Here is a 14,349-nt window from a genome sequence, read left to right as displayed (position 1 = left end):
GACGATGTTCGACACCGTTCTGGTCGCCAACCGCGGCGAGATCGCGGTCCGGGTGATCCGGACCCTGCGGGAGCTGGGTGTGCGGTCCGTCGCCGTCTTCAGCGACGCGGACGCCGACGCCCGGCATGTACGGGAGGCCGATACGGCGGTGCGGATCGGACCCGCACCCGCCGCCGAGAGCTATCTCAGCGTGCCCGCGCTGCTGGAGGCCGCCCGGCGCACCGGCGCGCAGGCCGTGCACCCGGGGTACGGATTCCTCGCCGAGAACGCGGGGTTCGCGCAGGCGTGCGCGGACGCGGGGCTCGTCTTCATCGGGCCGCCCGCTTCCGCGATCTCGCTGATGGGCGACAAGATCCGGGCCAAGGAGACCGTCGCGGCGGCCGGGGTTCCGGTCGTGCCGGGGTCGTCCGGCAGCGGGCTCAGCGACACCCAGCTCGCGGAGGCGGCGCGCGCGATCGGCATGCCGGTGCTGCTGAAGCCCTCGGCGGGCGGCGGTGGCAAGGGCATGCGGCTGGTGCGCGACGAGACGCTGCTCGCCGACGAGATCGCCGCCGCCCGGCGCGAGGCGCGCGGCTCGTTCGGGGACGACACCCTGCTCGTGGAGCGGTGGATCGACCGGCCGCGCCACATCGAGATCCAGGTCCTGGCCGACAGTCACGGGAACGTGGTGCATCTCGGCGAGCGCGAGTGCTCGCTCCAGCGCCGCCACCAGAAGATCATCGAGGAGGCGCCGTCCGTCCTGCTCGACGAGGAGACCCGGGCGGCGATGGGCGAGGCGGCCGTCCAGGCGGCCCGCTCCTGCGGGTATGTCGGCGCGGGCACGGTGGAGTTCATCGTCCCGGGCAACGACCCCGCCTCGTACTACTTCATGGAGATGAACACCCGCCTCCAGGTCGAGCACCCGGTCACCGAACTGATCACCGGCCTGGACCTGGTGGAGTGGCAGCTGCGGGTCGCCTCCGGCGAACAACTCCCGTACAAGCAGCCGGACATCACACTCACCGGACATGCGATCGAGGCCCGTATCTGCGCCGAGGACCCGGCCCGCGGATTTCTGCCGTCCGGCGGTACGGTGCTCTCCCTCGGCGAGCCGAACGGCCCGGGGGTACGCACCGACTCGGGTCTCAGCGAGGGGGTCGGGGTCGGCAGTCTGTACGACCCGATGCTCTCGAAGGTCATCGTCCACGGACCCGACCGGGCCACGGCGCTGCGGCGGCTGCGCACCGCCCTGTCGGAGCTGGTGGTCCTGGGCGTGCCGACCAACGCCGGGTTCCTGCGCCGGCTGCTCGCCCACCCGCAGGTGGTGGCGGGCGATCTCGACACCGGGCTGGTGGAACGCGCGGTGGACGGGCTGGTGCCGGACGGGGTACCGGAGGAGGTGTACGCGGCGGCGGCGCTGCTGCGACAGCCGGCCGCCGGGGACACCTCGCCCGCGGGCAGGTCCGGTTGGGTCGACCCGTTCTCGGTGGCCAACGGCTGGCGGCTGGGCGGCGCCCCCGCCCGCACGGTCCGCCACTTCCGGCTGCCGGGCCACGACCCGGTACAGGTCGCCGTGCGCTCCTGTCCGGCGGGCACCGAGCTGACGTTCGGTCATGTCGGGGAGGGTGCACTGCCACCGGCGCCCGCGACGGGCACCTGCGGCCCGCTGGCCCCACTGCCCGGCGGCACGGAGACAGCCAGGGTCATCGACGTCTCCGCACACCGCCTCACCTTCGAACTCGCCGGTGTCACCCACACGTTCACCCACGCCACCTCCCCGGAGGGGACCTGGCTGGGCCGCGACGGCGACACCTGGCACGTACAGGACCACGACCCCGTGGAGGCGTCCCTCACCGGCGCCGCGCACGGCGGCGCGGACACGCTCGCCGCGCCCATGCCGGGCACGGTCACCGTCGTGAAGGTGGCCGTCGGGGACGAGGTCGTCGCCGGGCAGAGCCTGCTCGTCGTGGAGGCGATGAAGATGGAGCACGTCATCTCCGCCCCGCACGCCGGGACCGTCACCGAACTCGATGTGACGGCCGGTGCCACCGTCGCCATGGACCAGGTGCTGGCCGTGGTGGTTCCGAGTGAGGAGGAAGCATGACCGCCGGCAAGCTGCCCATGACCGTGCCCGCACCGGATCTGCCCGCCCGGGTACGCATCCACGAGGTCGGCGCCCGCGACGGGCTGCAGAACGAGAAGGCGGTCGTCCCGACCGAGGTGAAGGCGGAGTTCATCCACCGCCTCGCCACGGCCGGCCTGACCACCATCGAGGCGACCAGCTTCGTCCACCCGAAATGGGTTCCCCAACTCGCCGACGCGGAGGACCTGTTCCCCCGCCTCGGGGACATCAAGGGGGTCGCGCTCCCGGTGCTCGTACCGAACGAACGCGGGCTGGACCGCGCCCTCGCTCTCGGTGCGCGCCGGATCGCGGTGTTCGGATCGGCGACCGAGACGTTCGCCGCCCGCAATCTCAACCGCACGATCGCCGAGTCGCTCGCCATGTTCGAGCCCGTCGTCGCCCGCGCCAAGGCGGACAAGGTGCACGTCCGCGGCTATCTGTCGATGTGCTTCGGCGACCCGTGGGAAGGGCCGGTCCCCGTCCACCAGGTCGTGCGCGTCGCCAAGGCGCTGATGGATCTCGGCTGCGACGAGCTCTCCCTCGGCGACACCATCGGCGTCGCCACCCCCGGCCATGTGCAGGACCTGCTCTCCGAGCTGAACGAGGAGGGCGTGCACACCAACACCATCGGGGTGCACTTCCACGACACGTACGGCCAGGCGCTCTCCAACACCCTCGCCGCGCTCCAGCACGGTGTCGCCACCGTGGACGCCTCCGCGGGCGGCCTCGGCGGCTGCCCGTACGCGAAGAGCGCCACCGGAAATCTCGCCACCGAAGACCTCGTGTGGATGCTCGACGGCCTCGGCATCGAAACCGGGGTCGACCTCGACGCGCTCACCGCCACCAGCGTGTGGCTCGCCGAACAACTGGGCCGCCCGAGCCCGTCCCGTACCGTCCGCGCGCTCTCGGTTCAATAAACACAGTCCCACAAGGAGTGACCCCCACCATGTCCCTGGATCACCGGCTGACCGCCGAGCACGAGGAACTGCGCCGCACCGTCGAGGAGTTCGCGCACGACGTGGTCGCCCCGAAGATCGGCGACTTCTACGAGCGCCATGAGTTCCCGTACGAGATCGTGCGCGAGATGGGGCGGATGGGCCTGTTCGGGCTGCCGTTCCCGGAGGAGTACGGCGGCATGGGCGGCGACTATCTCGCCCTCGGGATCGCCCTGGAGGAGCTGGCCCGCGTCGACTCGTCCGTGGCGATCACCCTGGAGGCCGGGGTCTCGCTCGGCGCCATGCCGGTCTACCGGTTCGGCACGGAGGAGCAGAAGCAGCAGTGGCTGCCGAAGCTCTGCTCGGGCGAGGCGCTGGGTGCCTTCGGGCTGACCGAACCGGACTGCGGGTCGGACGCGGGCGGCACCCGGACGACGGCCGTGCGCGACGGGGACGAGTGGGTGATAAACGGCTCCAAGTGCTTCATCACCAACTCCGGTACGGACATCACCGCGCTGGTCACGGTCACGGCGGTGACCGGACACAAGGAGAACGGCGCCCCGCTCATCTCCTCGATCATCGTGCCGTCCGGCACCCCCGGCTTCACGGTCGCCGCTCCGTACTCCAAGGTCGGCTGGAACGCGTCGGACACCCGTGAGCTGTCCTTCTCGGACGTCCGGGTCCCGGCGGCGAACCTGCTGGGCGAGGAGGGCCGCGGGTACGCGCAGTTCCTGCGGATCCTCGACGAGGGACGGATCGCGATCTCGGCGCTGGCCACGGGTCTGGCGCAGGGCTGCGTGGACGAGTCGGTGAAGTACGCCAAGGAGCGGCACGCCTTCGGCCGGCCGATCGGCGCCAACCAGGCCATCCAGTTCAAGATCGCGGACATGGAGATGCGGGCGCACATGGCCCGGATCGGCTGGCGGGACGCGGCATCCAGGCTGCTGGCGGGCGAACCGTTCAAGAAGGAGGCGGCGGCCGCCAAGCTGTACTCGTCCACGGTGGCGGTGGACAACGCCCGCGAGGCGACCCAGATCCACGGCGGCTACGGCTTCATGAACGAGTACCCGGTGGCCCGCATGTGGCGCGACTCCAAGATCCTGGAGATCGGTGAGGGCACGAGCGAGGTGCAGCGGATGCTGATCGCCCGGGAGCTGGGGCTGCCGGCCTGACGGTCACCGGGCGGGGGCCGCGTCGGCGATCAGCTCGTCGTGCCCGGCCACTCCTCGCGGAGCATGCCGAACAGCACGGTGTCGTAGCGCTTGCCCGCCACCAGCACGGTGGCCCGGCGTCGGCCCTCCTCGCGGAAGCCCGCCCTGGTGAAGGCGCGGAGGGCCCGCTCGTTGCCGCTCCAGGTGTCCAGTTCGATCCGGTGCAGCCCGAAGGCCCCGAACAGGTGCCCCACCAGCAGCCGCAGTGCGTCGGAGCCGTGGCCGCGGCCCCAGCGGTCCCGGGCGCCGATGGTGACGCCCACGGTGGCCAGCCCGGTGAACGGGTCCAGGTCCCGGTAGTCAGCCATGCCGATCACTGTGCCGTCGGCCAGGTCCTCGACCGTGAAGACGGCCGACTCCCTCGGGTTCAGCCGCAGCATCGTCTCGAAGCCGAGCTCGAGGGCCTCCGCCGTGACCGGGCCGAAGCACGGGTTGCCGCCGGTGGCCCAGTGCACCACCTCCGGATCGTTGCGCCACCGGAGGTGATGCTCCGCATCCTCCGCACGCAGTGCGCGAAGCCTTACCAACTTGCCTTCGATCATGCACAGATCATAGGCCCGGGATGATCGGTGGCGATCTTGGAGCCGGGCACGCAATTCGTTCGACAGGGGCCGCGCCGTCCCGGCAGAGTCCGTACATGAAGCCGCAGCACTGGCCCCTGTACGGGCTCCGCATCCGCACGCCCCGCCTGGAACTCCGCCTTCCGGACCTGGAGTTGCTCGACGACCTGGCAAGCGTCGCGGCCGACGGGGTGCACGCGCCGGACAGCATGCCGTTCACCGTGCCCTGGACCGACGGCACGCCCGCCGAACGCGGCCGGGCCGTGTACCAGCATGTGCTGTCCACCGTCGCCAACTGGTCCGTACGCGACTGGGTCCTGAGCCTCGTCGTGCTGCACGAGGGCAAGGTCGTCGGGCGGCAGGACCTGGGGGCGCGCGACTTCGCGGTGACCGGTGAGGTGCACACCGGGTCGTGGCTGGGGCTGGCACACCAGGGTCAGGGCATCGGCACCGAGATGCGCGCCGCCGTGCTGCATCTGGCATTCGCCGGGCTCGGCGCCCGGAGCGCGATCTCGTCCGCGATGACGGACAACCCGCGTTCGCTGGGCGTCTCGCGTCGGCTCGGCTATCTGCCGGACGGGCTGGAGGTGGCCGCACTGCGGGGCGCCCCCGTCACCCTGCAGTACAGCACCCCTTCCCAGTCGCCGCACTGCAGGACCTCCGGCGCCTGTATATGAGGGACGACTCGTGCGAGCTCCCGCATGAGGTAGCGACCCCGTAGGAGCAGGGGCGCCAGTATTCGTCAGCCTGACGTGAAACGTGGTCGAACCTAGCCCCAGTTAGCCGCCGCTCTGCGATGCTGGAGGTCGATCGAGAGGGGCCGCAGCGATGCAGTGGAAGATCCACGGGGAACGTCCGATCTACGAGAACAGCTGGGTGAACCTGTGGCTCACCGACGTCGAGACGCCGGACGGGAACCGCTGGGAGCACCACGTCGTCAAGCTCCGACACCTGGCCGTGGCCGCCGTGGTCAACGAGCGGCGCGAGGTGCTGATGATGTGGCGGCATCGCTTCATCACGGACGCCTGGGCGTGGGAGCTGCCCATGGGTCTGGTCGAGGAGGGCGAGACGCCGGCCGATGCGGCTGCCCGTGAGGTGCTGGAGGAGACCGGCTGGCGCCCCGGCCCGATCAAGCCGCTGATCTACGCCGAGCCGGCGAACGGCATCACCGACTCCCAGCACCACATCTTCCGGGCCGACGGGGCAACGTACGAGGGCCCGCCGACCGAGAAGAACGAGTCGGACCGGATCGAGTGGATCCCGCTGGCCGACGTACGGGCCATGATCGACCGCCGCGAGATCATCAGCAGCGGCTCCCTCGTCGGGCTGCTCTACCTGCTCATGGACGAGGCGATCCGCTGACCTGGCGGGGCAGTACCTCCCGGAGCCGGGCCTCGAATGCCACCGCGGCCGGCTCCCGGCGGAAAGGCTCCAGCTGCTCGTAGAACTCCCGCAGGTGGCCGGCGACTCGTTGCGAGCTGACGGCCGCTGCCGGGGCTAGGGCATCCATGGCCGTGTGGCATGCCTCGTCAAGTTTGCCGCGTTGGAGCTGGGTGCGGGCGAGCCAGAAGGCGTGGAAGGCGCGGCCTCGGTGGTTCGTCTGGTGTTCTCGGCGGAGGGCGTCCGCGATGAGGGGTTCGGCGAGGGCGGCTTCGCCCAGGCGGCCGTGTGCGATGCCGGTGTCCACGATGAGCTTCGGTTCGTCGAAGTAGGCGACCCAGGCCGGGTCCGGATCCCCGGTGCCGATCCGTCCGAACTGGGTGTGGGCTTCTGAGATCGCGGTGTGGGTGGCGCCGTGGTTGCCGAGGGTGGCGTGGGCAAAGGCTTCGCGCATCGCGAGCATGGCCAGCACGCGCGGTGTCGTCCTCGCGGCCGCTCGGGCCTGGTCCTGAGCGGCCGTGACGAGGGCGAGGGCGTCCCCGGGCTTGTCCTGGTAGGTGGCCTGGAGGCTCATGCAAGCGAGGACGTTGGCCATGAACTGGCGGTCGTCGATGGCCTTGGCCAGTCCGAGCGATTCGGTGAAGTAGGCGCGTGCCTGGTTGTACTGGCGGGCGTCGAAGTAGGTCCATCCGGTGAGCCGGGCCAGCTCGGCCGCGATGCTGTGCAGGCCATCCCGCAGAGAAGCCGGACGCTGTTCCTTGAGGAGATCGACGACGTAGCGGAGCTGGCCGACGACCGCCGGCCGTAAGGTCTCGCCGCCGTGCTCGTCGTCCCGGCGCCAGTAGTCCGCGATCGAGGAATGCAGCGCGTCCAGCGTCGACGCGCTGAGATCCCGCTCGGCCGCCAGGGCGAGGATGCCGTCGACGTCCGCCCCCGGTAGTCCGGCGGCCAGCGGCTCGACGGCTGAGGAGGGCACCTCGGCCGGTTCGCGGGACGTGACGGTCAGGCTGGGCGGCGTCTCCCAGGAGCGTCGGGCAAGGCCGAGCATGTGGCCAGGGATGCGCAGCCCGTCCGAGATCCGTTCGATCACGTCCATGTACAGCAACTGCCGCCGTCCGGCGATCACCTCGCCCACGCGGCTTGGGGTCAGGTCGCAGCGGCGCGCGATCATCGACGGATAGATGCCTGCTCGTGCCTTGACCAGCTGGAAGATGCGGCCGAAGTCTTTGGCCTGGCATGCCTCGATCATCACTGGATCCGTGAGCAGGCTGACCGGGAGTTCCTTCGAGCGAGATGGCTCGGGCATCGGGCACGCTCCGGCATGAGGACTACGGATCGCTGCACTTGGTCAACCGAGGGTGATGTTACCCAAGTTGGGTAATCCGCTTGGCCTTTCTGGCCGGGCCCGCGGATCGCGATGCTCCTGGCCATGGCGAACGGACAGGACGACGTACGGATGACGTTGCGGGTCTCCCGTGACTCCGGCCAGACGTGGGGGCCTCGCACAGAGGTACGCGTGGGCGAGGACCCGGTGGTCCCAGAGAACCCGGGCCGCTACCCGCCGTGCATCTGCCCCCGGTGCGCGACGCAGGAACGGAACGCCGTCGCGTCCTTCCGGATGGTGTCGTGATGCGGTGCGCGCACTGGCGCCGGGTGCCCCTCGACCTGGCACGGGAAGCACGGGAGAAGTCGGCCGCCCCGTACATCGACAGGGCGGTGCAGTGCCAGCTGTCCGCGCACGACGAGGGTGAGCACTTCGGTCTCCTCACCGACGCCGACACGTACGGGACCGCACTGTGGCTCCGCTGGCACGGGACGGACGAGACGGAACTCGTCGTGCTGCCGGACTGCCCGGTCGCCGCCCCGGGGCCCGACGTGAGGGCTGCTGTCTGTTCGCCGACCACGCCAAGCAGCACACCTGGGAAGACGCCCTGAAAGAGGTCTCGTGCACCAGCTGATCGCGAGCCCGCACAAGCCCCGGCGCCCTCGCTCGCCTCGCAACGAACAGTGCGGAGACTGCGGTGGCAGCGGCGCCAACTCGTCCGGCAAGACCTGCGGCACCTGTAACGGGCTGGGCGAGATCCACTGCCGCGCTGGCCGCCAGGAGTCCCGTGTGCTGTCCCGCTTCGTGATCCGGAAGGAGGGCCACCGATGGCCCACGCTCTGATCGCCTCCCCGTTCCTCGACCGACACCTTCTTCTCAAGCCGGGAGCACGAGCCGGCGCCCGAATCTCCGCCGACCACTACGAGGGCCTGCGCCAGGCCGCCACCGACGGTGCGTCGCTTCCCACCTGGGCGGTGCAGACCGCCTCCGACGTGTGGGGCCTGGACCTGGACGGCCAGACCGCGCAGGGCACCGTGCTGGTACGCGAGCCGTCCCCGTACAGCTACTGCCGGGCGTCCTGGGAGATCAACCTCGGCTGCAACTTCGGCTGCAAGCACTGCTACCTCGGCGAGCGGCCCTTCTCCGGCCTCGGCTGGGACGACAAGGTGCTACTGCTCGACATCATGCGCGAGGCCGGCGTCCTCTGGCTCCAGATCACCGGCGGTGAGCCCACCATGGATCCCCACTTCCAGGGTGCCTACCGGTACGCCTGGCTGGCCGGGATGATGCTCACGATCTCCACGAACGGCTCGCTGCTCTGGCGGCCGGACCTTCTGAAGCTCTTCCGGGACTGCCCGCCCTACCGGCTGGTGGTCAGCATGTACGGGGCGAGCGAGGAGTCCTTCGACACGCTCACCCAGCGCCGCGGGGCGTGGAAGGCGTTCCGGCGCGGCATGGACGCCGCGCGCGAGGCGGGCCTGCCGCTGCGCATCAACGTCGTGGTGACCGAGGACAACGCCTCCGAGGCCGACGAGATGGCCGCCCTCGCCGACGAGTGGAACGTCGAGAACCACGCGTACACGAACATGACGCCCACGATCTACGGCGGCGGAGAGCCGCTGCTCGCCCAGTCCGCCGCCCACCTGCGGCAGCGCAAGCCGTTCGCCGGCTGCAACGCGGGACACACCTTCTTCCACGCCGACCCTCACGCCAAGGTCTCCATCTGCAAGGTCGGCCGGGACGACCAGATCGACCTCATGGCCGAAGGCATCGACGGCCTCACCCGGCTCGGCGCCATCGCCGACCGCCTCATGCTTCGCACCGGAGGGTGCGAGGGCTGCGCCCTGTCCGGCACCTGCCGGGTCTGCCGCCCCCTGGCCAAGCACTACCAGGAGGCCAAGGCGCCGCTGCACAGCTACTGCCAGCACGGAGACAAGGAGAACGCCTCATGACCCCGCCCGTACCGGTGGCCATCCTCCCCGGCCCGCCGGCCTCGGCCCGCCGCGCCGCCCCGCCCGTCGCGACCGCGTCGATCACCGCCGTCCAGGACCTCGACGTGATCGTGGAGAGCGCGGAGTGCTCCTGCGACGCCGGTGACGACAACCCCCACTGACCGACACGATCCGGTCAACTCCGTTCAGGCCCCGGCGTGCTCGCGTCGGGGCCTGAGCCCTGACCAGCTCGCCGTTAGGGTGCCGCTCATGTTCTTCCGCTGGGACTGGCTCCGGCCCGTACTGACCGCGCCGATCGTGCCGACTCTCGGTCCCGTCCACCCCGACGCCCTGACCGTCGGCGTCTTCGAGGACACCCTGCGAGCGGCGGACACCAGGGACTTCCTGCCCTATGACAAGAACCGGCGCTGGGGCGGCGAGAAGGACGAAAGCGTCCTCCGCGAGGACGTGGTCCACCAGCGCGAGCGCACCCTCATCCCCACCCTGACCCGGCGCGGACGCGGCACCGTCAAGGTCTTCGCCTACGGGCTCCGTGGCAGCGTCGTGGATGAAGCCGCCGAGCTGGCCGCCAAGCTCGCCGCCGCACACGACGTGGCGGGCGCCCGGGTCGTACGCCCCCTCGCCCCCGGGACCGCGCACCCGCGCGGAACCCGCATCCAACTGAAAGACTTCACCGCCGCCCCCTGCCCCGCCCCGGACGGTCCGGTCCGCCCCGTCACCGACTGGCCGACCGCCGTGCAGGGGACCTTCGCCCCGTTCGCCGAGGCCATGGCGGGCGATGGCTTGGCCTTCCTCCACACGCAGATGCAGGCCGGCTGGTGCGGCCCGGTCCTCGCCGCCGCCGTCGAGGGCCGCATCGTGGGCGCGATCGGTCCCATGGAGGTACGCGCGGACGCGATCGGACGCGCCCAGCTCATGCCCCAGTACTTCGCCGTCCTCCCCGAGGCCCGAGGCCAGGGCCTGGGACGCGTCCTATGGCGGGCCGCAATGCACTGGGGTCAATCCCACGGCGCCGCCTACCAACTCCTCCAGACCGAGGTCGGCGGCCCCTCCGACTACCTGTGTCAGGCCGAAGGACTCACCTCCCTCGGCTTCACCCACACCATGCACGTTTAACCCCGGACCCTGCCCACAGCGAGGGCGCGACCGACTCAGCATCTCTGCGGCCTCTCTCGTCAACTGTTGCCCACGTTCTGACCGTTCGCCCATGCAGGCGCGCTTTGCCACGCGGCCGGCCGGAGCGGCTTTGGCCGGTGTCCTGTTCGGGTTGGGGTCGGGCATGTTCAGGGGGCCGTACGCTGGCCCGGCAACTCGGGCAGGCTTTGCCAGGAGATCTACAACGCCGAGGACCGCGCCCACGCCGAGAAGGCCATCGAAGCATTCGTGAGGACCTACGGCACCAAGTGGCCCAAGGCCGCCGCGAAGATCACCGACGACCGGGACGAACTGCTGGCGTTCTACAACTTCCCCGCCGAGCACTGGATCCACCTGCGGACCACCAACCCGATCGAGTCCACCTTCTCCACCGTCAAGCTCCGCACCAAGGTCACCCGCGGTGCCGGCAGCCCGGCCGCCGCCCTGGCGATGGTGTTCAAGCTCGTCGAGTCCGCCCAGGACCGATGGCGCGCGATCACCGGCGCCCACCTCGTCGCCCAGGTTCGCTCCGGCGCCCGCTTCGAGAACGGCATCCTGGTCGAGCGCCAGGAGCAGGCCGCGTGACCACACGAAAAACAGGTGCCCAGGTCCGGCTCAGCGGTGCGACACTGCCCCCATGACCAGGCCAGAGCTCTCCGAACTCGACTATTTGCGGGAGATCGAACGGCTCGCCAAAGCAGTTGCCTCCGCGGCCGCCGGCGAGCGGTGGTACGCCGACGACACCGAAGGTGAGGGGCCGCTCCAACGTAGTGTCAACGCCCTGGGACGGGCCCTGCTCCACTACCACTTTCCCCTGGACGGATGCCTGGAGGAGGAGGCAGAGCGCCCACATGTTCCTCTCGCCGCCGTGGCCGTCATCCGCCCCGAGGCCATGCCCGTCGGCACCGACGAGACCTACCCGCATGCCTGTGCCCGGCTGGGCGTGGAAGCACGCCCCGAAGGGTGGGCGTTGTGGGAGACCTGGGTCGACGGCAACGGGAAAGTCACCATGGTCGTCTCCGCCGTGGACACCACCGAGGGCTTGCTCACCAACTGGGCCAAGGGCAGAGACCTGCTCCCGGTCATGCCGCTGCCCTCCCAGATCGCCCAGGTCCACGCCGGCTGGACCGGCTGGGGATCGATCTTCTCCCCCTACGGCAAGAGGAAGCTCGGCCTCAACGGACAGCCGTGATCCACAGGTATTGACTATTGCTCGTCGCCGCGTGGATCACGAGGTCTTTCTCCTGCCTGACCGCCTTGCCACAGACCGCTTGCTTGGTCCACGCCTGGTCCACACACCGTGATCCAAAGGGGTATAGGGGAGGGTCAGGGTGAGACAGGGCCGCATGACGAAGGGGTGCTCCTGGTAGGGACACCCCTTCTGGTCGGCGTGTTCTCTGACCTGCTGCGGGGGGTGTGGGATTTGAACCCACGGTGACTCGCGCCACGACGGTTTTCAAGACCGCTATGTGACCGAGCGGCTCGCCAAAATCACCGCCGCGGCCCGGCGGGCGGAGGACGTCGGCGGCAGGGTGCTCGTCTGGTAGCCGGGCCGCCGGTGGCCGGCCGGGCAGGCCGCCCACTGGACAGTTAGTGAGGTTAGGCTAACCTACCTTCGAACTCGTCAGCGGGCGCCCACCGGCGCGTACGAAAGCAGACACACCCATGCCCAAGGTCCGGACCACCTCCCTCTCCCGTCGCGGCCTGCTGGCCGCCGGCGGCGCCGTCGGCCTCGGCGCCGCACTCACAGCGTGCGGCGGCAACGACTCGAAGGGCTCCGGCTCCGGCTCGGGTTCGAGCGCCGGGAAGTCCGGCCCGTGGACGTTCAAGGACGACCGCGGCCAGACCGTGAAGGCCGCAAAGGTCCCGAAGAACATCGTCGCCTTCACCGGTGTCGCCGCCGCCCTCCACGACTACGGCATCGAGGTCAAGGGCGTCTTCGGCCCGACGAAGACCAAGGACGGCAAGGCCGATGTGCAGGCCGGCGACCTCGACATCAGCAAGGTCGAGATCCTCGGCAACGTCTGGGGCGAGTTCAACGTCGAGAAGTACGCGGCGCTCGGCCCGGATCTGCTCGTGACCGCCATGTGGGAGAAGGACGCCCTCTGGTACGTGCCGGACCAGTCCAAGGACAAGATCCTGAAGCTGGCCCCGAGCGTCGCCCTGTGGGCCGCCCACACCACCATCCCCAAGGCGATCCAGCGCCACGAGGATCTCGCCGCCTCCCTCGGCGCCGACGTCAGGGCCGCCGCGGTGACCGACGCCAAGGCCCGCTTCGAGAAGGCCGCGGCCCGGCTGCGCGCCGCCGCCAAGTCCAAGCCGAACGTCAAGGTCATGATCGGCTCGGCCAGCCAGGACCTCTTCTACGTCTCGCTCGCCAAGATGTCCGCGGACACCCTGTACTTCCAGGAGCTGGGTGTGAAGTTCGTCGAGCCGAAGGTCAACGCCGCGGGCTTCTTCGAGGAGCTGAGCTGGGAGAACGTCGACAAGTACGACGCCGACATCATCATGATGGACAACCGCTCCTCGGCCCTGCAGCCCGACGCCCTGACGTCCAAGCCGACCTGGGCGCGACTGCCCGCCGTCATGGCGGGTCAGGTCATCCCGCGGACCACCGAGCCGATCTACTCCTACGGCAAGTGCGCGCCGATCCTCGAGGACCTCGCGAAGGCCATCGAGGGCGCCAAGAAGGTCAGCTGACCGAGCGTCAGGCACCCCCGACTCCGGCCCGGCCAGGGTTGCCCCGGCCGGGCCGGGCCGTTTTCCCTCGCTTCCCGGTTCCTGGAAGGAGCCCTCGTATGACGACCGCTGCCGCACCCCCCGTCGCCCCCTTCCGGTTCTTCGGCCTGACGGTCACCCGGACCAGGCGACTGGGGCCCTCCATGCTCCGGATCACCTTCGGCGGTCCGGGGCTCGACGGCTTCGCCGCCGGAGGCCGCGATCAGAGCCTGTCGTTGTTCCTGCCGCACCCCGGCCAGACGGAACCAGTCGTTCCGGTCGACAAGGACGGCAACTGGTTCGCCACCTGGCGCGCCCTGCCCGAGGACATACGGGCCGTCATGCGCTCGTACACCGTCCGCGCACAGCGCCGCAACCCCGACGGATCGACCGAAATCGATATCGACTTCGCGCTGCACGAGGACGGCGGACCCGCCTGCCGCTGGGCCGCCACCGCCGCGCCCGGCGATCTCCTCAAGGCGCTCGGCCCAGCCGTCGAGGACAACACGGCCGTGCGCTTCCGGCCCCCGGAGGGCACCGACTGGGTGCTGATCTGGGCCGATGAGACGGCGCTTCCCGCCGCATCGGCAGCCCTGGAGTGGCTGCCCGCCGGCATGCGGGCCCGCGTCTGGCTCGAGGTCCAGCACACCAAGGACCGCCAGGCATTGGGCACCGCAGCCCGCGCCCGGATCAGCTGGCTCGTCCGGGACGAGGACGCGCCGTCCGCCGTGGACGCCGTACGCGCCGCCGAGCTGCCCGAGGGGACCCCGTACGTCTGGATCGCAGGCGAGTCGTCGACCGTACGGGCGCTGCGCCGCCATCTGGTCCAGGAGCGCGGGTTCGACCGCAGGCGGGTGACGTTCGTCGGCTACTGGCGTCGCGGGATGAGTGAGGAGCAGCTGCGCGCAGAAGCGGTCACCGAGCACGCGTGATCCGGACAACTTCGGCGTCCCGTGGGGGGCGAGGGAACAACTCGACGTGAAGTTAGGTTAGGCTAACCTTACTTCGACATCGAGCCCTCGCCCCCCGTTCCT

At 70.3% G+C, this 14,349-nt stretch carries 15 protein-coding genes and 1 pseudogene; 14 read left to right on the top strand and 2 right to left on the bottom strand.

Annotation, left to right across the window (positions count from 1 at the left end; translation table 11 throughout):
- Window positions 1–4 precede the first annotated feature (4 nt).
- The 3 genes from ACIBB8_RS15745 to ACIBB8_RS15735 are packed head-to-tail and all read left to right on the top strand — an operon-like array spanning window position 5 to window position 4,208.
- Window positions 5–2,083 (top strand): acetyl/propionyl/methylcrotonyl-CoA carboxylase subunit alpha, encoded by a 2,079-nt coding sequence (locus tag ACIBB8_RS15745; RefSeq protein WP_398952548.1) that lies wholly within the window; start codon window positions 5–7, stop codon window positions 2,081–2,083.
- Window positions 2,080–3,018 (top strand): hydroxymethylglutaryl-CoA lyase, encoded by a 939-nt coding sequence (locus tag ACIBB8_RS15740; RefSeq protein ID WP_398952345.1) that lies wholly within the window; start codon window positions 2,080–2,082, stop codon window positions 3,016–3,018. The genes ACIBB8_RS15745 and ACIBB8_RS15740 overlap by 4 nt, the downstream gene beginning before the upstream one ends.
- 29 nt (window positions 3,019–3,047) lie before the next feature.
- The gene (locus tag ACIBB8_RS15735; RefSeq protein ID WP_398952343.1) at window positions 3,048–4,208 is read left to right on the top strand and encodes an acyl-CoA dehydrogenase family protein; all 1,161 of its coding nucleotides are present in this window, start codon (window positions 3,048–3,050) and stop codon (window positions 4,206–4,208) included.
- A 29-nt stretch (window positions 4,209–4,237) separates the two neighbouring features.
- Here the strand turns inward: ACIBB8_RS15735 and ACIBB8_RS15730 are convergent, their stop codons facing one another.
- On the bottom strand, window positions 4,238–4,789 hold the full coding sequence (locus ACIBB8_RS15730; RefSeq protein ID WP_398952341.1) for a GNAT family N-acetyltransferase: 552 nt from the start codon (window positions 4,787–4,789) through the stop codon (window positions 4,238–4,240).
- A 95-nt stretch (window positions 4,790–4,884) separates the two neighbouring features.
- Here ACIBB8_RS15730 and ACIBB8_RS15725 point away from each other — a divergent pair, with 95 nt between their 5' ends.
- The gene (locus ACIBB8_RS15725; RefSeq protein WP_398952338.1) at window positions 4,885–5,484 is read left to right on the top strand and encodes a GNAT family N-acetyltransferase; all 600 of its coding nucleotides are present in this window, start codon (window positions 4,885–4,887) and stop codon (window positions 5,482–5,484) included.
- Between the two features lie 151 nt (window positions 5,485–5,635).
- Window positions 5,636–6,169 (top strand): NUDIX hydrolase, encoded by a 534-nt coding sequence (locus ACIBB8_RS15720; protein WP_398952336.1) that lies wholly within the window; start codon window positions 5,636–5,638, stop codon window positions 6,167–6,169.
- On the opposite strand, the gene ACIBB8_RS15715 is transcribed toward ACIBB8_RS15720, so the two are convergent.
- Complete coding sequence (locus tag ACIBB8_RS15715; protein ID WP_398952334.1) at window positions 6,147–7,493, bottom strand: hypothetical protein; 1,347 nt, start codon at window positions 7,491–7,493, stop codon at window positions 6,147–6,149. The genes ACIBB8_RS15720 and ACIBB8_RS15715 overlap by 23 nt on opposite strands.
- A gap of 123 nt (window positions 7,494–7,616) precedes the next feature.
- On the opposite strand from ACIBB8_RS15715, the gene ACIBB8_RS15710 reads away from it, so the two are divergent.
- From ACIBB8_RS15710 to ACIBB8_RS15670, 9 genes and pseudogenes are all read left to right on the top strand, one after another.
- Window positions 7,617–7,817: a hypothetical protein gene (locus tag ACIBB8_RS15710; RefSeq protein WP_398952332.1), complete on the top strand. Its 201-nt coding sequence runs from the start codon at window positions 7,617–7,619 to the stop codon at window positions 7,815–7,817.
- Window positions 7,817–8,122: a hypothetical protein gene (locus tag ACIBB8_RS15705; RefSeq protein WP_398952330.1), complete on the top strand. Its 306-nt coding sequence runs from the start codon at window positions 7,817–7,819 to the stop codon at window positions 8,120–8,122. Before ACIBB8_RS15710 ends, ACIBB8_RS15705 begins: the two co-directional genes overlap by 1 nt.
- 216 nt (window positions 8,123–8,338) lie before the next feature.
- A complete protein-coding gene (locus tag ACIBB8_RS15700; RefSeq protein WP_398952328.1) occupies window positions 8,339–9,463 on the top strand; it encodes a radical SAM protein in 1,125 nt (374 codons plus the stop codon).
- Window positions 9,460–9,624 carry a hypothetical protein gene (locus tag ACIBB8_RS15695; protein WP_179182600.1) on the top strand — a complete coding sequence of 55 codons (165 nt, stop codon included), beginning with the start codon at window positions 9,460–9,462 and terminating at the stop codon, window positions 9,622–9,624. Before ACIBB8_RS15700 ends, ACIBB8_RS15695 begins: the two co-directional genes overlap by 4 nt.
- An 88-nt stretch (window positions 9,625–9,712) precedes the next feature.
- A complete protein-coding gene (locus ACIBB8_RS15690; protein ID WP_398952326.1) occupies window positions 9,713–10,579 on the top strand; it encodes a GNAT family N-acetyltransferase in 867 nt (288 codons plus the stop codon).
- Between the two features lie 210 nt (window positions 10,580–10,789).
- Window positions 10,790–11,182: pseudogene (locus ACIBB8_RS15685) on the top strand (transposase); the annotation flags it as partial.
- Between the two features lie 52 nt (window positions 11,183–11,234).
- Window positions 11,235–11,789, top strand: a complete 555-nt coding sequence (locus ACIBB8_RS15680) for a hypothetical protein (RefSeq protein ID WP_398952324.1) — start codon at window positions 11,235–11,237, stop codon at window positions 11,787–11,789.
- Window positions 11,790–12,262: 473 nt separating this feature from the next.
- Window positions 12,263–13,297: an ABC transporter substrate-binding protein gene (locus tag ACIBB8_RS15675; RefSeq protein ID WP_398952322.1), complete on the top strand. Its 1,035-nt coding sequence runs from the start codon at window positions 12,263–12,265 to the stop codon at window positions 13,295–13,297.
- A gap of 98 nt (window positions 13,298–13,395) precedes the next feature.
- Complete coding sequence (locus tag ACIBB8_RS15670; RefSeq protein ID WP_398952320.1) at window positions 13,396–14,247, top strand: siderophore-interacting protein; 852 nt, start codon at window positions 13,396–13,398, stop codon at window positions 14,245–14,247.
- Window positions 14,248–14,349: the final 102 nt, after the last annotated feature.

Origin of the sequence: Streptomyces sp. NPDC051286 (assembly GCF_044455345.1) — a bacterium.
GTDB lineage: Bacteria > Actinomycetota > Actinomycetes > Streptomycetales > Streptomycetaceae > Streptomyces.
Note: the sequence above shows the minus strand (reverse complement) of the source record. Positions and strands in the feature narration are given on the sequence as shown.